Source organism: Janthinobacterium sp. PSPC3-1, assembly GCF_049896105.1.
Classification (GTDB): Bacteria; Pseudomonadota; Gammaproteobacteria; order Burkholderiales; family Burkholderiaceae_D; genus Janthinobacterium.
In genome coordinates this window covers 255097-273100 of record NZ_JAFCTQ010000003.1, presented here as the reverse complement: position 1 = coordinate 273100, position 18004 = coordinate 255097, and the positions used below count along the sequence as shown (strand labels likewise).

Genomic DNA, 18004 nt, shown 5'->3' with positions numbered 1-18004 from the left:
TCGCAGAACCGTTTGCGCCATGTGCACAGGCGACCATGGACTGATTTGCAACACTGCATGCACCGTTGCGGTGCAAATACTTGCTCATTTAATCAATAAGATTTATATTGATAATGATTCTCATTCACATAGTCAGAATCACTGTACCGATATCCAAGCCAGGCCGGGCCGGCAGCACGCCACCCCACCAGCCACTGCGCCTCGCGCCAGAAGCGATAGAACACCCACAACCAAAAATATCCAGGATGATCATGTCTTTACACGCCCGTACCACCCGCCCCGCCTTGCGCCTGCTGCCCCGGCTGCTGCGCCTTACCCTGCTGAGCCTGGCCGCCGGCGCCTGCCTGCCGCTGCACGCGGCCGAGGCCGCGCCAGATGCCGCCGCCGACCCGACCTTGCCAGCAATCACCATCACCGGCCAGGCGGCCCAGGCCACGGAAGGCACGCAGTCCTACACCAGCGGCGCAGCGCGCAGCGCCACGCGCATGGAATTGTCGCTGCGCGAAACGCCGCAGTCGGTCAGCATCATCACGCGCGAGCTGCTCGACGACTTGGGCGCCGTGCGCCTGGACCAGGCGCTGGGCTTGACCACCGGCATCCAGGTGGGCCAGCAGGACAGCGAACGCACGAGTTTTTATGCGCGCGGTTTCAGCATCAACAATATCCAGGTCGACGGCATGCCGCGCGGTTCGAATTCGCCGCTGCAAGATACGGTGCTGTATGACAGGGTAGAAGTGGTGCGCGGCGCCAACGGCCTGATGGGCGGCACGGGCGACCCGTCGGCCACCATCAACATGATACGCAAGCGCCCCACCAAAACCTTCCAGGCCAGCGCCGGCGCCAGCCTGGGCCGCTGGGACAACCACCGCGTGGAAGCCGACATTTCCACGCCGTTCAGCCAGGATGGCAGCGTACGCGGCCGCGCCACCGCCGCCTGGCAGGAACGCGATTCCTATTTCGATATGTACCACGAACGCAAGACGGTCGGCATGGCCGTGCTGGAAGCGGACCTGCGCCCCGGCACCCTCCTGACGGCCGGTATCGACTTCCAGGACAATACGCCGACCGGCGCCACCTGGGGCGCCGTGCCCTACTGGAATGCGGACGGCAGCCTGGCCAACTTGCCGCGCAATACCAGCCTGACCACGCCCTGGAGCACCTGGGCCAACGACCAGCACACCGTGTTCGCCGCGCTGGACCAGCATCTGCCCGGCAACTGGAAGCTGCACCTGGGCTATGCGCGCACGGAAAGCAGCAACAACACCACGGTGGCCTATGCCGGCGCCGGCTATCCTAATCCGCAAACGGGCACCGGCATGCGCCTGTGGACGGGCGCCTGGGGCGAAGGCAAGAGCACGGCCGACAATTATGACCTGTATGCCAGCGGCCCGTTCTCCTTGCTGGGCCGCAAGCACACCGCCATCGTTGGCTGGAATGGCGGCAATACGAATTCGAAGTCGCTGGGCGGCGAGGCGACGATACTGTACCCGGCCGCCGTGCCCGATTACCGCACATGGACCGGCAATATCCCCAAACCGGTCTTCACGCCGGACGGCTCCTACACGCGCGACGTGACGCGCCTGGCCGGCGGCTACGTGGCCACGCGCCTGAGCCTGGCCGATTCCCTGCACGTGATCGCCGGCGCGCGCACCAGCAACTACCGCACCGAAACGCGGGCCTGGAACACCAGCGGCGTCTACACCGGCAGCAGCGATTTTTCCGAAACGCGCAATGAAATCACGCCATATGCGGGCGTGGTGTTCGACATCAGCCCGCAATACTCGGCCTATGCCAGCTACACCCAGCTGTTCACGCCGCAGTCGAACCGCGACCGCAACAACCATTTTCTCGACCCGGAAACGGGTGATAACCTGGAAGCGGGCGTGAAAGCCGAATTTTTCGACGGCAAGCTGAACGCGTCGGCGGCCGTCTTCAAAGTGAAAAAGAAGAACCTGGCAGAACTCGACACCACGGTGCCGCAAGGTTTTGTGCTGCCGGGCGGCGGCTCGGCCTACGTGGCCAATGGCGAGGGCATCAGCGCCAGGGGCATCGAATTCGACGTGTCTGGCCAGCTGGCGCCGGGCTGGGAAGCGAGCGGCGGCTATACCTTCCTGAAGGCCGAGGACGCCGACGGCAAGCGCGCCGTGCCGAACCAGCCGCGCCACTTGCTGCGCCTGTCGACGGCATACCGCTTCGACGGACGCTGGCAAGGCCTGAAAGTGGGCGGCAGCGCCACCGCGCAAAGCGCCACCTACAGCAAAAGCTGGTATGGCCGGCCACCAACGCGTACCGCGGCGACGATTCCGCAGGCGGGCTATACCTTGTACAACCTGATGGCCAGTTACATCGTGACGCCCAGGACGACGGTGCAGCTGAACGTCAACAACCTGCTGGATAAAAAGTACTACCGCAACGTGGGCTTTTATGACAGCGTGTTCTGGGGCGAGCCGCGCAATGTCAACCTGAGCTTGCGCACCACGTTTTAACTGCTGCGCCAGTGCGCCGGCGCCGGCAGGTCGTAGCCTTCGAGCAGAGGACCGCCGGCCGGCGCCAGTATCGCGCCGGCCACTTGCGCATAGGCTTGCTGGCCGGCCGCCAAGTCGCTGGCCAATAACCTCTGGGCACTGTCGAGTTGCGCGGCGATGGCTGCATCGCAAGCCTGCAGGCGGCGAAACAGATGCTTGCCGCCGCCGCTCCACTGGCCGGCCGCGCGCAGATGCAGGTCGGCCAGCATGCCATACAGGCCGCAGGCCACCGCCATCGCTTCGCCGGGATGGCGACTGTCGACCAGGTCTTCCAGCGCGTTGGTAATCGCATAGCGGCGCTGCCGCAAGTTCCCTGCATCGAGCGGTGGCGGCCCGGCCGCATGGCTCGCTTGCGCCAGCGCCAGCAATCCGGCATGGTGCGCGCTGGCGGCCAGAATATTTTCACCTTCCATCACCATCATCGCCAGCGGCACCTTGCCGCCAGGCGCGTCGATCTGCTCGCAAAAATACCGGAACGTACCCAGGTCATGGGCAAACAATTCGACGGTCTGCCCCTCGTACACAATGGTGCTGCGCCAGGCGGCTTCCACATGGTCGAACAGCAACAGCAAGTCAATATCGGACGTGGCCGTCTGCCGGCCGGTGGCGAACGAGCCACCGATGATCGCCGCCACGGCGCCCGGATAACGTTCCTGCACCAGCCGCATGGCCCGCGCGCGGATTGTTTCGTAAGTTGCAATCGCTTCCATTAACATCCTCCCTGCCGCCATGCTACACCGGTTTTATTCCTGATAAACTGGACACCATCGTCGCTGACAAGGAATGGCCATGCACTGTGTCTACAAGATTATGCCCTCACCGGTGGGCGAACTGACCCTGGTGGCGCGCGGCGATGCGCTGGCGGCCATTTTGTGGCAGGACGACAAGCCGACCCGGGTTCGCCTGGGCGAGTTGCGCGAAGACGGCGCGCATCCGGTGCTGCTGCAAACGCAGCAGCAATTGCGCGAGTATTTTGCCGGCACGCGCCAGCAGTTTGACGTGCCGCTGGATTTTTTGGGCACGGATTTCCAGAAGCAGGTATGGCAGGCGCTGCTGACGATCCCGTTCGGCCAAACGCGCAGCTATGGCGAGATCGCGCGCCAGATCGGCCGGCCGGCCGCCGTGCGCGCGGTGGGTGCGGCCAATGGCAGGAATCCCGTGTCGATTATCGCGCCCTGCCACCGGGTGATCGGCGCCACCGGCGCGCTGACGGGCTTTGCGGGTGGCCTGGAGGCCAAGCAAACCCTGCTGGCGCTGGAAGGCATCGGCCTGTCCAGCGAGCAAGAGGCGCAAAAAACCGGGCTGGCCACGCGGCGCGCCAGACAGGTCGACCTGGCGCAGGGCACCCTTTTCTGATTACTCGCCCAGCAAGGCCAGCGACTCCAGCCAGGCCGCTTTCCAGGGGCGCAACAGCGGCTGGGTGGCAAACGCTTTTTTCAGATGCGGCATCGGCACGCGGTGCACATCGTGCAGGCCGAAGGCCAGGGTGACGGGATTCCATAGATAATTGTTCTTGCCGCCGCGCGAATTCTTGCGCACGCGCGCGCCATCGTCGCCAAACACGCCCTCGCCTTTCAGCATGCCCTGTTCCAGGTTGAGCTTGCCGCCACCCACGCCGGCAAACGCTTGCAGGATCTCGTTGCGCTCCAGCCCTTTCAGGATCTGGCTTTCCATCACCGGCGGCTTTTCAGGCTCGGCCGGCGTGGGGTCCAGCAACTCCTTCACCAGCTTCAGCAGGTCGCGTTCCTGGAAATGCAGGCCGTCCAGGGACGCGCGCAAGCCTGGCTCCTTCAGGGCAATCGCCAGGTTGCCGGAATCGCGCGTAAAACGCAGCCATACATCGCTGCCGCCGGCGGCCAGGTGCCGCTTGTCGTCGATAAACACCACCGGTGCCGCATAGCGTGTCACGCCATCGTGGAACAGCTCGGCCCATTCATCGGAATGCGCGATCCACACATACGGCAAGCCCCCCTCTTCCAGCAGCCGCGCCAGGGTCCAGGGCGTGCCGGTCTGCGTTTGCAGCCAGTTGCAGGCCTCGCCGGCAGTGGCGCGGTAGGGCAAGGAAGAAAGCGTGGTGGTCATGATGCGGGTCCAATCAAAAGAATGGTGCGCAGTGTAGCACTGCGCTGCATCCAAAGCGGCCGCGGCGGCGTATATAGAGGAGGAAACAGAAAACTCCCCACCGCAGCCGTTCAGTCATGAAAGGAAGCACCATGCGCCACTTCAGCAGACAAGCCGATGCAATGGAACAGTCCCTCTACCTGGCCATGCGCATGGACCAGGCATTCGAACGGCTGCGCCTGCATGACAATCCGCAGGCGCGGCTGCGCTGCGCGCAATGGGTGACGGCCTGGGCGGTAGCGGCCGGGGCCGACGCACCGCGCGGCATGAAACTGCGCATCCGGGGCGAATTTATCCTGTTATAGCGACGGCACTGTTTGCAGTGTCAGCGATATTTTTCAGGCGTCGTATCGCCATCGACCATTTCATACCACATTGCGTTGAGCACGGCGAACATCGCCGCCAGCGGAAGGCCCAGTATCCAGGCGAAATACCACATGATGATTCCTTTACAGTAAATGATTAGTAAGCGTGGCCGGAGCCGTCTTCGATGGCCTGGCCATCGACCTTGCCCCACAACACTTTATAAACCCAGCTGGTGTAGGCCACGATCAGGGGAATAAAGATGGTGGTGGCCACCAGCATGATGAACAGGGTCATGTGGCTGGACGAGGAATCCCAGACCGTCAGGCTGGCGCGCGGGTCCAGCGACGACGGCAGGATCAATGGAAACATCGACGCGCCCACGCTGAGGATGATGGCGGCAATCCCCAGCGCGCTGGCCAGCAGGGCCGGCACGGCGCGGCGCAGGCGCAGCATGGCAAGCGCCAGCAGCGGCGAGGCCAGGCCCAGCACGGGCGCGGCCCAGGTCCACGGATGGGCCGCATAGTTGGCGAACCAGGCGCCGGCCGCCACTTCGGCCGTCTTGAACATCGGGTTCGACGGACCGGCCACGCTGACCGCGCTGGTGATGCGGTAGCCATCGACCATGGCCCACAGCGCCACGCCGGCAGCCGCGTACAGCACCACGGTGGCGATCGCCGCCACGCTGCCATAGGCGCGCGCCCGTTCGGCGACTGGACCTTCGGTTTTCACCTGCAGCCAGGTGGCGCCGTGCATCACCAGCATCGCCACCGACACCAGGCCGGCCAGCAGTGCAAACGGGTTCAAGAGGCCAAAGAAGCTGCCTTCGTAAAAGATATGCATGTCGTCCGAAAAGCGGAACGGCACGCCCTGCAGCACATTGCCCATCGCCACGCCAAAGATCAGGGCCGGCACGAAGCCGCCGATAAACAGCGCGATATCCCAGCGCGCGCGCCAGCGGGCGTCTTCGCGCTTGCTGCGGAATTTGAAGGCCACCGGGCGCAGGATCAGCGCCACCAGGATCACGAACATGGCCAGGTAAAAGCCCGAGAACGAGACCGCATACAGCTGCGGCCAGGCGGCAAAGATGGCGCCGCCGCCCAGGATCAGCCACACCTGGTTGCCTTCCCAGACGGGACCGATGCTGTTGATGATGATGCGCCGTTCCAGGTCGGTCTTGCCGGCAAACGGCAGCAAGATGCCGGTGCCCAGGTCAAAGCCGTCGGTGACGGCAAAGCCGATCAGCAGCACGCCGATCAGCAGCCACCAGATCAGGCGCAGGGTTTCATACGAAATCAGTTCATGCAAAATCACGATGCGACTCCTCAGGCAGGTTGTACGGTGGCGGGGGCGGCAGACAGCGCGACGGGCGCATGCTCGTCCGGTCCCTTGCGGATGGTTTTCAGCATCAGCTTCATTTCGATTACCAGCAGCACCGTATAGATGGCGGCAAAGCCGGCGATGGTGATCAGCAAGGTCGTCACGCCCAGGTTCGACACCGCCACGGCGGTCGGCAGCACGCCTTCGATGACCCAGGGCTGGCGGCCCAGCTCGGCCACGATCCAGCCCGCTTCAGCCGCCACCCATGGCAGCGGGATGGCGAACACGGCCACTTTCAGCAGCCAGCGGTGGGCGTCCAGGGTGCGGCGCACCGACAGTACGAAGAAGGTTCCTGTCAGCAAGATGAAAAACATGCCCAGGCCCACCATCACGCGGAACGACCAGAACAAGGGCGCCACCGGCGGCACCGTGTCGCGCGCGGCCCGGGCGATCTGTTCGGGTGTCGCCAGGCGCGGATCGTCGACATAGCGTTTCAGCAGCAAGGCGTAACCGAGCGACGGGCCTTTCGATTCGAACATGGCCGTCGCTGCTTCGGGCACCACGCCGCCGGGCGGCACGGCGCGGATGGTTTGCAGTGCGTCATAGGCCTTGATGCCGTCGCGTATCAGCAGCTCGCCGCGCTCGACCAGCTGGGCGATGCCGGGAATTTCGGTATTCAGGGAGCGTGTGCCGATCAGGCCCATCACCATCGGAATATGCAGCGCATAGTGCGTCTCGCGCGCGGCCTCGTCGGGAAAGCCGATGGCCGTAAATGCGGCTGGCGCCGGTTCGGTTTCCCACATCGCCTCGATCGCGGCCAGTTTCATCTTCTGGTGTTCGGACGCCAGGTAGCCGCTTTCATCGCCGAGCACCGCCACCGACAGCGACGCCGCCAGGCCGAAGGCGGCGGCCACCGTCATCGAGCGCTTGGCCAGTTGCACGTGGCGGCCCTTGAGCAAGTACCAGGCCGACACGCCCAGCACGAAGATGGCGGCCACCGTATAGCCGGCCGACACCGTGTGCACGAACTTGGCCTGCGCCACCGGATTGGTCAGCACGGCGCCAAAGTCGGTCACTTCCATGCGCATGGTTTGCGGATTGAAGGCGGCGCCGACCGGGTTCTGCATCCAGCCGTTGGCGATCAATATCCACAGGGCCGAGAAATTCGACCCGATGGCGACCAGCCAGGTGGTCGCCAGATGGCCGCGCGCGGACAATTTATCCCAGCCAAAGAAGAAGATGCCGACAAAGGTCGCTTCCAGGAAGAAGGCCATCAAGCCTTCGATCGCCAGCGGCGCGCCGAAAATGTCGCCCACATAATGGCTGTAGTAGCTCCAGTTCATGCCGAACTGGAATTCCATCACGATGCCGGTGGCCACGCCCATGGCGAAGTTAATGCCGAACAGCACGCCCCAGAATTTGGTCATGTCGCGCCAGATGGTGCGGCCCGTCATCACGTACACGGTTTCCATGATGGCGAGGATCACTGACAAGCCGATGGTCAGCGGAATGAAAATGAAGTGGTAGAGCGCTGTCAGCGCAAATTGCAGTCTTGATAATGCAACAATATCGAGGTCCATGATGTTCCTGTTTGTTTCCTAAGTGAATACAGCGGTGCTACAAAACGGTCAATCGGCCCGCAAACCGCGCAGTGCCTGGTCAAATTCGGGGGTGCCGCGCCGCACATCGCCGACGATGCGGCCATGGCGCAGCGTCAGCAGCCGGTCCGCCAGTTGCGCCTCGCGCCGCAAATGGGTGGCGATCAGCAGGGTGCGCCCTCCGCTCTCCTCGCGCAAACGCCGCAGCACGTCGCCGGCCGTGTCGGCATTGAGCGCCTCGGTGGCTTCATCGAGCAACCACAAAGGCGCGTCGTGCAGGAACAGCCGCGCCAGCGCCAGGCGGCGCGACTGGCCGCCCGACAGGCCCAGGCCGCCCTCGCCCAGCGGCGTGTCGAGGCCCTGGGCCAGCGCGCGCACTTCCTGCGCCAGGCCCGCCGCCTGCAAGGCGTGCCACAGGCGCGCATCGTCGGCGGCGGGGTCGGCCAGGCGCAGGTTGTCGCGCAGGCTGTCCTGGAACAGCTCGGTTCTTTGGGTAAACAGGCAGGCGCGCGGCGCGCGGACGGTGCCGGACAGGGGCGCGATTTCGCGCGCGGCCAGGGCCAGCAAGGTCGACTTGCCGGCGCCGCTGGGGCCGATCAGCGCCACTTTTTCGCCGGGCGCCATCGCCAGGCTGACGCCATGCACGACGGCGGCGTGGCTGCCGGCGTGGCAGGCGCTGACCTGCTCCAGGTGCAAGCCGGCCGTGGCCGGCGCCGATTGCGCCGCTTGTTCTTCCGCGCGGGGATGGAGCCGGCGCAGCGCCAGCAGCATGCGCCCCGCTTCCAGCGCGCCACGGCGCAGGCCGGCAAACGGCTCCATCGCGGTCAAGGCCAGCAGCACCGCCAGCGCCGCGGCCGGCACGCCGATCTGTTGCTGTTCGACCAGGGCGGCCGCGGCCAGCAGCACGCCGGCCAGGGTCAGGCTGCCCACCGCGCCATAGGCGGCGCCGGCGTTGGCGTCCAGGCGCTGCAGGGCGATATCGGTGGCCGCCAGCGACTGGTCGATCTGCGCCAGGGCCTGGCATTGCGCGGCGACACGCCCGGCCATCACCAGGTCGGTCTGGCCGGCCACCAGGTCGATCGCGCCCGAACGCAATTTTTCCACGCCGCGCGACCGCTGGGCGGCATGGCGGCGCGCGCGGCGCAGCACCAGCCAGGCGATGGCGCCGCCGCTGGTCACCAGCCAGGCGGCAAACACCACGCCCAGGGCGAGGTCGAGAAAGGCCAGCGCCAGGCCGGCCAGCAGGGCCGCGCACACGGCCGTGCACACCGGCACCAGCAGGCGCAGGTACAAGGCTTCCAGCGCGTCGATATCGGCCGTCAGGCGAAACAGCATTCTGGCCGGCTGGCGCAGCAAGCGGTTGCCGGCGGCGGGCAGCGACCAGCGGCGAAACAGGTGCACGCGGATGGCGGCCAGCGCGGCAAACGTGGCGTCGTGCGTGACCAGCCGCTCGGCATAGCGGGTGCCGGTGCGCCCGATCGCCAGCAGGCGGATGCCGGCCGAGGGCGCAAACACATCGAACGCCAGCGCGGTGCTGCTGGCCAGGCCCGCGATCGAGGTGGCGGTGATGAACCAGCCGGACAGGCCCAGCAGCGCCATGCCGGCCACCACCGTCAGGGCCGACAGCGCGGCGCCCAGCAGCATCTTGCGCGGCTGGCCCAGCAACAGCTGGCGCAACAGGGGATGACGTAACAAGGTGGTTTTCATGCCTGCAGCTCCCGGGTTTGCACGCCCAGCAGCACGCGGCGCGACAGGCGCGCCGCCAGCACCGGGTCATGGGTGGCGACGATCATGGTTTTGCCTTTGGCCAGCATCAGCAGCGCATCGGTGACGCGCGCCGCCGTTTCGCTGTCGAGGTGGGCTGTCGGCTCGTCGACCAGCAGCAGGTCGGCGTGCGGATGGATCGCCACGCGGGCCAGCGCCAGGCGCACGGCTTCGCCGCCGGACAGGCCCTGCGCGCCATCGCCGAGCATGACACCAGGCTGCGCCTGGGATACGCCGGCCAGTTCGGCCAGATGCAGTGCGGCGCCGACGCGGCCGGCATCCGCCTCGGCGCGGCCCAAAGTCACGTTCTGGCTGACGGAGGCGGCAAACACGTGCGGCCGCTGGCCCATCCAGGCCATGCGCCGGCGCAGGCCGGCAACCGTGGCATCGTCCAGCACCACATCGGCAATCCGGATGGCGCCGCCATCGGCCGGCAGCAAGCCGGCGATCAGCGACAACAAGGTGGACTTGCCGGCGCCGCTGGCGCCCAGCAGGGCCAGGTGTTCGCCAGGACGCACCTGCAAGTCGAGACCGTCGAACAGCGGCGCTTCGCCGGCATGGGCAAACTGCAGCTGCTGCAGGTGCACGGCAGGCGGCGCGGCGTGTTCGAGGGCGGTTTCAATGGCGTCTGCCGCGCCATGGCCAGGCATGGCCAGGCCGCCCTCGGCCAGGTCGGCCAGAGCGGCCAGGCCCGCCTCGCCGGCCGCCTTGTCGTGCCAGACGGCGGCCAGTTCGCGCAGCGGCTCGAAAAAGGCCGGCGCCAGCAGCAGGATGAACATGCCCTGGCCCAAGGTGAGCTTGCCGCCCCAGCTGCCGAAGTTGAACGTGCCCAGCAGCGAAAAACCGATATATGCCGCCACCATCGCCACGCCCAGCGCGGAAAACAGTTCCAGCACGGCCGACGACAGAAAGGCGATGCGCAGCACGGCCATGGTGCGCCGGCGCACGGATTGCGCGCTGGCGTCCAGCCGTTCGGCGGTGGCGTCGACGGCGCCCAGCGCGCGCAGGGTGGCCAGGCCGCGCAGCCGGTCCAGCAGAAAGGCGTTCATGCCGCCCATTTCCACCATCTGCGCACGGCTGGCCGCCTGCGCGCCCATGCCCACCAGCGCCATGAAGAGCGGTATCAGCGGCGCGGCGACCAGCAGGATCAGGGCGGCCAGCCACGACAGCGGCGCGATGGCGGCCAGGATCACCAGCGGCACCAGCAGCACTTTCCAGCGCGTGGGCTGGTAGCGCACAAGGTAGGGCACGATGGCTTCGGCCTGCTCGGCGATCACGCTGGCGGCCTGGCCCGACTGGGCACGCTGGCGGTCCAGCGGCGAGCGCCGCGCCAGGACCAGCGCCACTTGCGCGCGCAGCGTGGACAAATGCGCACGCGCGGCCGCATACATGGCGCGCGCGCCCCACGCTTCGCCGGCGGCGCGCAGCAGGCCCAACAGCAGAACGCCGGCGGCCGGCGGCAGCGCGGCGCGCCAGCCGGCACCCGCCGTCATCGCCACAATGGCCGAGGCCAGCAAGGCCGCCTGCGGCAACCACAGCAATGCGGCACCGCCCTGTACCAGGCTGGCGAGACGGGGAAGGACAAAGCGTGGCAAGACAGGAGGCATGGCGTTCATGTTTTATTCGTATTTCTTGAGTTTTCAGAGATTTCTGTAAATTCGATTTTTTGTATAATACTGCGAAACGTGACAGATATCAATTGACCTGCCATCAATCGAGTGCAAAACTTCCAGATAATTATGAAAACTCACAATATTGAAATGACGCCGCTGATCCTGACCTTCGTCAGCCATTTCGGCGAGATGGGCAGCCGCTGGGGCTTCAACCGCACGGTGGGCCAGGTGTATGCCCTGCTGTTCGTGTCGGAGCAGCCGCTGCATGCCGATGAAATCGCCGAGCACCTGAGTTTTTCGCGCTCGAACGTCAGCATCGGCCTGAAGGAATTGCAGGGCTGGGGCCTGATACGGCTGACGCGCATTCCCGGCGACCGGCGCGAGTATTTCTCGTCGCTGGGCGACGTGTGGCAGATTTTCCGGGTGGTGGCGGCCGAACGGCGCCGCCGCGAAGTGGCGCCCACCCTGACGGTGCTGCGCGAATCGCTGATGGCGCCGGCCAATGAGCCGGGCGACAAGTATGCGCAGGAGCGCATGCGCGAAATGTATGAGCTGGTCGACCTGGCCAATACCTGGTTCGACGACCTGCAGCGGCTGTCGCCCGAATCGATGGCGCAGCTGATGAAGATGGGCGCCAAGGTACAAAAGCTGTTGAATGCCAAGGATCGCCTGTTTGGCGCGGGGAACAAGAAAGAAGAAGAGTAGAGGCTGAGAATCTATGCGGATGCGCGAGCGCATCGAGGGCCAGCGATCGCTGGTCCGCCCAGAGGGAATCGAACCCCCATTCACGGTTTAGAAGACCGTTGTCCTATCCGTTGAACGATGGGCGGAGAGGTGCAGTATTTTAACTGATGCAAAGGCAGGATTGCCTATCCCTGCCTGCAATGAAAAACGGGCTGTCATTTCTGACAGCCCGTTTTATGACTTTGGTCGGAGTACAAGGATTCGAACCTTGGACCCCCTGGTCCCAAACCAGGTGCGCTACCGGGCTGCGCCACACTCCGAAGACAAGATAATAAAGCCTGGCAACAATTTCGTCAATTGCCAGAGGCGAAATAGATGGAAATAACTATCGATCTCCCCTCTGGCGCGAGCAATTACGCCGCGAGCTTGTCGGCGATGCGTTTGGCCATGCTTTCGGCCTTGACCGCATCCTTCGCTTCAACCATCACGCGTATCAGCGGTTCCGTGCCGGACGCGCGGATCAGCACGCGGCCGGTGTCGCCCAGCTCGGCTTCCACCTTGGCGGTCTCGGCCACCATGGCGGCGTTCTGCTTCCAGTCGGTGCCGGGCGCCACGCGTACATTGATCAGGGTTTGCGGGAACAGCACCAGTTCGCTCAAGCACTGTTGCAGGCTCTGGCCGCTGCGCTTGAGCGCCGACAGCACTTGCAGCGCCGACACAATGCCGTCGCCGGTGGTGTGCTTGTCCAGGCACAGCAAATGACCGGAACCTTCGCCGCCCAGGAGCCAGCCCTTCTCTTTCATGACTTCCAGCACGTAGCGGTCGCCCACCTTGGCGCGCGCAAAACCGATGCCCCGCTCCTTGAACAGCACTTCGAGCGCCATATTGGTCATCAGCGTGCCGACGGCGCCCGCCACCGGGCCGGTGGCCAGGCGGTCCTTGACCATCACGTACAGCAGCTCGTCGCCGTTATACAGGCGGCCGGTGGCGTCGCACATGATCAAACGGTCGGCGTCGCCGTCGAGCGCGATGCCCAGGTCGGCGCCATGCTCGACGACGGCCGCGGCCATCGCCTTGGTGGCGGTGGCGCCGAAGCCGGCGTTGATATTGAAGCCGTCCGGCTTGTTGCCGATGGCGATGACTTCGGCGCCCAGTTCATGGAATACGTGGGGCGCGATCTGATAGGCGGCCCCATGCGCGCAATCGACGACGATCTTCAGGCCATGCAGGTCGAGCTCGTTCGGGAAAGTGCTCTTGCAAAACTCGATATAGCGGCCCGAGGCGTCGTCCAGGCGCTTGGCGCGGCCCAGTTTTTCGGACGGCACGCAATCCATCGGCTGGTCCAGAGCCGCTTCGATTTCCTGCTCCAGGCTGTCGGGCAGCTTGGTGCCCTGGCCGGAAAAGAATTTGATGCCATTGTCATGGTAGGGATTGTGCGAGGCGGAGATCACCACGCCGGCCGTCAGGCGCAGCGCGCGCGTCAGGTAGGCGATCGCCGGCGTGGGCACGGGGCCGGCCAGCATCACGTCGACGCCGGCCGCCGCCAGGCCCGCCTCGAGCGCCGCTTCCAGCATATAGCCGGAAATGCGCGTGTCCTTGCCGATCAGCACGGTTGGATGCACCTTGCTGTTTTGTGCCTTGACCAGCACCTTGCCGGCCGCGTAGCCCAGGCGCATGACAAAGTCGGGGGTGATCGGAGCCGTGCCCACCAGGCCGCGGATGCCATCGGTACCAAAATACTTGCGTGTCATATTCTTCTCTTTTATGTTTATAGCAAATTTTACAAGATCAATGTGCCATGCGCCAGATCTTCAGCGCATCGACGGTTTCTGCCACATCATGTACGCGCACGATTTGCGCGCCATGTGCGACTGCGGCTATGGCGCCGGCAATGCTGCCCGCCAGCCGCTGTTCGACCGGACGGCCGGTGACGGCCCCGATCATCGATTTGCGCGACAGGCCCGCCAGTACCGGCAAGCCCAGTTCGCTGCGCAACTGCCTGGTTGCCCGCAGCAAGGCGTAATTCTGCTCGACCGTCTTGCCAAAACCAAAGCCGGGGTCGATGCACAGGCGCTCGCGGTCGATGCCGGCAGCCAGCATGGTGTCGACCCGCTGGCGCAGGAACTCGATGACTTCGCGCACCACGTCGTCGTACTGGGGCCGGTCCTGCATGGTTTCGGGCACGCTTTGCATGTGCATGATGCACAGCGCGCAGTCACTGTCCTTCACGGCGTCGATGGCGCCCGGCGCGCGGAAGCCATTGATATCGTTGATCATGTCGGCGCCGGCCAGGATCGCTTCGCGCATCACTTCCGGCTTGTAGGTGTCGACCGACAAGGGCTTGCCGCAGTCGCGCAGCGCATACAGCACCGGCATCACGCGCTGCAATTCGTCGGCCAGCGACACCGGTGGCGCGCCGGGACGGCTCGATTCGCCGCCGATATCGAGGATGTCGGCGCCATCCAGTATCATCTGCTCGGCGCGCGACAGGGCAAACTCCAGGTGCTGGAACTTGCCGGCGTCGGAAAAAGAATCGGGCGTGATGTTCAGGATGCCCATCACCAGCGCGTTGCCGCCCGGCGCCTGCTCCTGCAGCTGGAAGCCGCAGCGGCCAAATTGTAAATACTGTCGCATGTAACTTTGAAGGGTGGAGGATGTGGAGTTGTAACGAAAAAGGGCAAGGATTGCTCCTTACCCTTTCCTGCCATTGCCGCCTTTTAACAGGCTGTCACAATCAGGCTGGTGCCGTCACGTTCGGCGAGATGCCGCCGGCGCCACTGTCACCCGCATTGCGGCGTGGTGGAATGACTTTTGGCGGACGCGGCTCGAGGCCGGCCATGATGTCGTTGATCTGCTCGGCATCGATGGTTTCCCATTCCAGCAGGGCCTTGGTCATCATTTCGACCTTGTCACGGTTGCTTTCCAGGAGCTTGCGCGACAGTGCATATTGCGTGTCGAGAATGCTGCGGATTTCGGCGTCGACCTTTTGCTGGGTCGCTTCCGAGATCGTCTTGGTGGCGCCACCGAAGAAGCCTTCGTTTTCGCTGTCCTCGTAGACCATCACGCCCATGCTGTCGGACATGCCGAAGCGGGTCACCATCGAGCGGGCCAGCTTGGTGGCGCGCGAGAAGTCGTTCGAGGCGCCGGTCGACATCTGGCCGACGAAAATCTCCTCCGCAATACGGCCGCCGAACAGGATGGAAATTTCTTCCAGCATTTTGTCCTTGTAGGCGGACAGATTGTCGTGTTCCGGCAACTGCCAGGTCAGACCCAGGGCCCAGCCACGCGGCATGATCGTCACTTTATGCACTGGGTCGGCTTTCGGCAGCAACTTGGCGACGACTGCGTGACCGGACTCGTGATACGCCGTATTGCGGCGCTCTTCCTCGCGGATGATCATCGACTTGCGCTCGGGACCCATGTAGATCTTGTCTTTCGCGTCTTCGAAATCCGACATTTCCACCAGGCGCTTGCTGCGGCGCGCGGCGAACAGGGCCGCTTCGTTGACCAGGTTGGCCAGATCGGCGCCCGAGAAGCCAGGCGTGCCGCGGGCCAGGATATCGGCCTTGACATCGGTGCCGATAGGCACTTTGCGCATGTGCACGTTGAGGATCTGTTCACGGCCGCGAATGTCCGGCAAGCCGACCGAAACCTGGCGGTCGAAACGACCCGGGCGCAGCAGCGCTTTATCAAGCACGTCGGCGCGGTTGGTGGCGGCCACGACGATCACGCCGGAATTCGCTTCAAAACCGTCCATCTCGACCAGCAGCTGGTTCAGGGTCTGTTCGCGTTCGTCATTGCCGCCGCCGGTACCGGCGCCACGGTGACGACCGACCGCGTCGATCTCGTCGATAAAGATGATGCACGGCGAGTGTTTCTTGGCGTTTTCAAACATGTCGCGTACACGGCTGGCGCCGACGCCGACAAACATTTCAACGAAGTCCGAACCGGAGATCGAGAAGAACGGCACCTTGGCTTCGCCGGCAATCGCGCGCGCCAGCAGGGTTTTACCCGTGCCCGGAGGACCGACCATCAGCACGCCGCGCGGAATGCGGCCGCCCAGTTTCTGGAACTTGCTCGGATCCTTGAGGAAGTCGACCACTTCGTTGACTTCTTCCTTCGCTTCGTCGCAACCGGCGACGTCGGCGAAGGTGACGGTGTTGCTCGCTTCATCCATCATGCGGGCTTTCGACTTGCCGAACGAGAAAGCCCCGCCCTTGCCGCCGCCCTGCATCTGGCGCATGAAGAAGACCCAGACGCCGATCAACAGCAGCATCGGGAACCAGGAGACAAAAATCGATTGCAGGAACGATGGTTCCTCGGGCGGACGCACGTCGAAGTGCACGCCGTTGTCGCGCAGGTCGCCGATCAGGCCCTTGTCGAGGCTGGTGGCAGTGGTGCGCACCTTGGTATCGTCCATCAGCTTGGCGGTGATCGACGAACCTTCGATCACGACATCCTTGACGCGCTTGGCTTTGACCTCATCCAGCAAATCGGAATAAGCGATGGCCTTGCTGCCGCCCGTGGCGCCATGGCTATCGAACTGCTTGAACAGCATGAACAGCAGCAGCAGTACGACGACCCAGATGGCAGATTTGGAAAACATGTTATTCACGAAGACTCCTTGGATGCAGTGCGCATCTTTTTGCTATAGCTAGAAACACGATTTTACTCGCAATAAGCAGGCCGTGCCAAAGCCTGGCTATCCGTGTGCGCCAAATACCCGCGCCCACGTCAAGAAGTGCAGTATAAACAATTTAGGCCCATAGGCCACCACCACTGCCGCACTTCTCGTTCCCATGTGCGGATTCCGACTTAAATATCAAGAGCGGAATCGTCTTCTTCAACGGCATTTTTCAAGGGATTCTTGATACCCCGGCCCATCAGGAAGATTTCCGACGACTTGTCGCGGCTGGCCTTCGGTTTCTTTTGCACCACGACCTTGAATTCAGCACGGAATTTTTCCACGATCTGGCTGAAACCCATGTCCTTGAAGCACTTGACCAGCAACACGCCGGAAGGTTTCAAATGCAGCTGTGAAAATTCGATGGCCAGGTCGATCAGATGTTCCATGCGCGCGGCGTCCGCCGTGGCGATGCCCGACAGATTCGGCGCCATGTCCGACAGCACCAGGTCCACTTTGCGTCCTTGCAACACCACTTCCAGCTGGCGCAGCACGCGCGCTTCGCGGAAGTCGCCCTGGATGAAATGAAAGTCGGCGATCGGCTCCATCTCCAGCATGTCGAGGCCGATCAGCGTACCATTGACGCCGCCGCCATCCTTGCCGGCCAGCTTGCGGCGCGTGTATTGCGCCCAGCTGCCAGGGGTGCAACCGAGGTCGACAATCACCTGGCCAGGCTTGATCAGTTTCTCGTCTTCATCGATTTCCTTGAGCTTGTATGCGGCCCGGGCACGGTAGCCCTCTTTTTGCGCCAACTTCACATAAGGGTCATTAATGTGGTCGTGCAACCAGTTTTTGTTTAATTTCTTCTTTGCCATTCGCGTAGAATACTGCTTTTAAGGGAATTACTAAAAATTATTATGCTAAAACTTACACCCGTTGAGCGCAGCGCACTGCGCGCCGAAGCACACGCGCTGAAGCCTATCGTCATTATCGGCGAAGCGGGCTTGACACCTGCTGTCCTCAAAGAGATTGACCTGGGCCTCGATTCGCACGGCCTGATTAAAGTGCGCGTGTTTGGCGACGACCGCGAAGCCCGCGTCGGAATGTACGAGACGATTTGCGGCAATCTCGGCGCCGCCCCGGTACAACACATAGGCAAACTGCTGGTAATCTACCGTCCGAAAAAAGAAGTGGTGAAGGAGAAGATCAGTTCCGGCAAGGGCATGCGCGAAGTGACCATCGTCAAAGCCAGCGCCAGCGGCACCAAGCGCCCGAGCGTGACGAAAGTCATGATCAAGGGCAATGAGCGCGTCACCGAAGGCGGCTCCATCAAGCGTGCCAAGCCGCGCCAGAAGAGCGCCAAGAAAAGCGCACTGGGCAGCAAGTAAGCCCACCCTCGGCCGCCGCCAGGCGGTTGAAACAGAAAGCGGAGCAAGGGATTTTCCCTGCTCC

16 protein-coding genes and 2 tRNA genes are annotated in these 18004 nt (G+C 63.7%); 5 read left to right on the top strand and 13 right to left on the bottom strand.

Annotated elements, in window-relative coordinates:
- The first annotated feature begins 251 nt into the window (after positions 1-251).
- Positions 252-2486: a TonB-dependent siderophore receptor gene (locus tag ACP7B7_RS05810; protein ID WP_426076002.1), complete on the top strand. Its 2235-nt coding sequence runs from the start codon at positions 252-254 to the stop codon at positions 2484-2486.
- Here the strand turns inward: ACP7B7_RS05810 and ACP7B7_RS05805 are convergent.
- Positions 2483-3235 carry a nucleotidyltransferase domain-containing protein gene (locus ACP7B7_RS05805; protein WP_426076001.1) on the bottom strand — a complete coding sequence of 251 codons (753 nt, stop codon included), beginning with the start codon at positions 3233-3235 and terminating at the stop codon, positions 2483-2485. The genes ACP7B7_RS05810 and ACP7B7_RS05805 overlap by 4 nt on opposite strands.
- A 79-nt stretch (positions 3236-3314) precedes the next feature.
- Between ACP7B7_RS05805 and ACP7B7_RS05800 the strand changes: the two genes are divergently transcribed.
- Positions 3315-3881: a methylated-DNA--[protein]-cysteine S-methyltransferase gene (locus ACP7B7_RS05800; RefSeq protein ID WP_308920213.1), complete on the top strand. Its 567-nt coding sequence runs from the start codon at positions 3315-3317 to the stop codon at positions 3879-3881.
- On the opposite strand, the gene ACP7B7_RS05795 is transcribed toward ACP7B7_RS05800, so the two are convergent.
- Positions 3882-4607 carry a hypothetical protein gene (locus ACP7B7_RS05795; protein WP_308920212.1) on the bottom strand — a complete coding sequence of 242 codons (726 nt, stop codon included), beginning with the start codon at positions 4605-4607 and terminating at the stop codon, positions 3882-3884. It abuts the gene before it with no gap.
- 131 nt (positions 4608-4738) lie between these two features.
- Here ACP7B7_RS05795 and ACP7B7_RS05790 point away from each other — a divergent pair, with 131 nt between their 5' ends.
- A complete protein-coding gene (locus tag ACP7B7_RS05790) occupies positions 4739-4951 on the top strand; it encodes a hypothetical protein (protein WP_308920211.1) in 213 nt (70 codons plus the stop codon).
- Between the two features lie 20 nt (positions 4952-4971).
- Here ACP7B7_RS05790 and cydX read toward each other — a convergent pair whose 3' ends face one another.
- From cydX to cydD, 5 genes are read right to left on the bottom strand one after another with little or no spacing between them, the layout of a single operon-like run.
- Entirely contained in the window at positions 4972-5085 is a 114-nt protein-coding gene (gene cydX, locus ACP7B7_RS05785) for a cytochrome bd-I oxidase subunit CydX (RefSeq protein WP_308920210.1), read from the bottom strand.
- 23 nt (positions 5086-5108) lie between these two features.
- Positions 5109-6263 (bottom strand): cytochrome d ubiquinol oxidase subunit II, encoded by a 1155-nt coding sequence (gene cydB, locus ACP7B7_RS05780; RefSeq protein ID WP_308920209.1) that lies wholly within the window; start codon positions 6261-6263, stop codon positions 5109-5111.
- Positions 6264-6274: 11 nt separating this feature from the next.
- Complete coding sequence (locus ACP7B7_RS05775; RefSeq protein WP_308920208.1) at positions 6275-7849, bottom strand: cytochrome ubiquinol oxidase subunit I; 1575 nt, start codon at positions 7847-7849, stop codon at positions 6275-6277.
- A 48-nt stretch (positions 7850-7897) separates the two neighbouring features.
- On the bottom strand, positions 7898-9574 hold the full coding sequence (locus ACP7B7_RS05770) for an amino acid ABC transporter ATP-binding/permease protein (protein WP_426076000.1): 1677 nt from the start codon (positions 9572-9574) through the stop codon (positions 7898-7900).
- Positions 9571-11247, bottom strand: coding sequence for a thiol reductant ABC exporter subunit CydD (gene cydD / locus ACP7B7_RS05765; RefSeq protein ID WP_308920206.1), 1677 nt, complete (start codon positions 11245-11247; stop codon positions 9571-9573). Before cydD ends, ACP7B7_RS05770 begins: the two co-directional genes overlap by 4 nt.
- Positions 11248-11370: 123 nt before the next feature.
- On the opposite strand from cydD, the gene ACP7B7_RS05760 reads away from it, so the two are divergent.
- Entirely contained in the window at positions 11371-11949 is a 579-nt protein-coding gene (locus ACP7B7_RS05760; RefSeq protein ID WP_308920205.1) for a GbsR/MarR family transcriptional regulator, read from the top strand.
- 50 nt (positions 11950-11999) lie between these two features.
- On the opposite strand, the gene ACP7B7_RS05755 is transcribed toward ACP7B7_RS05760, so the two are convergent.
- The 6 genes from ACP7B7_RS05755 to ACP7B7_RS05730 all read right to left on the bottom strand — a co-directional run bounded on the left by ACP7B7_RS05755 (position 12000) and on the right by ACP7B7_RS05730 (position 17427).
- A tRNA-Arg gene (locus tag ACP7B7_RS05755) sits at positions 12000-12074 on the bottom strand.
- 97 nt (positions 12075-12171) lie between these two features.
- Positions 12172-12248 (bottom strand) — tRNA-Pro (locus ACP7B7_RS05750).
- A 93-nt stretch (positions 12249-12341) separates the two neighbouring features.
- Positions 12342-13679 carry a phosphoglucosamine mutase gene (glmM, locus tag ACP7B7_RS05745; protein ID WP_308920204.1) on the bottom strand — a complete coding sequence of 446 codons (1338 nt, stop codon included), beginning with the start codon at positions 13677-13679 and terminating at the stop codon, positions 12342-12344.
- Positions 13680-13716: 37 nt separating this feature from the next.
- The gene (folP, locus tag ACP7B7_RS05740; RefSeq protein WP_426075999.1) at positions 13717-14562 is read right to left on the bottom strand and encodes a dihydropteroate synthase; all 846 of its coding nucleotides are present in this window, start codon (positions 14560-14562) and stop codon (positions 13717-13719) included.
- A 100-nt stretch (positions 14563-14662) separates the two neighbouring features.
- Complete coding sequence (ftsH, locus tag ACP7B7_RS05735; protein WP_308920202.1) at positions 14663-16543, bottom strand: ATP-dependent zinc metalloprotease FtsH; 1881 nt, start codon at positions 16541-16543, stop codon at positions 14663-14665.
- Between the two features lie 200 nt (positions 16544-16743).
- On the bottom strand, positions 16744-17427 hold the full coding sequence (locus tag ACP7B7_RS05730; protein ID WP_034757436.1) for an RlmE family RNA methyltransferase: 684 nt from the start codon (positions 17425-17427) through the stop codon (positions 16744-16746).
- A 42-nt stretch (positions 17428-17469) separates the two neighbouring features.
- Here ACP7B7_RS05730 and ACP7B7_RS05725 point away from each other — a divergent pair, with 42 nt between their 5' ends.
- Positions 17470-17940 (top strand): YhbY family RNA-binding protein, encoded by a 471-nt coding sequence (locus ACP7B7_RS05725; protein WP_308920200.1) that lies wholly within the window; start codon positions 17470-17472, stop codon positions 17938-17940.
- The last annotated feature ends 64 nt before the right edge of the window (positions 17941-18004 follow it).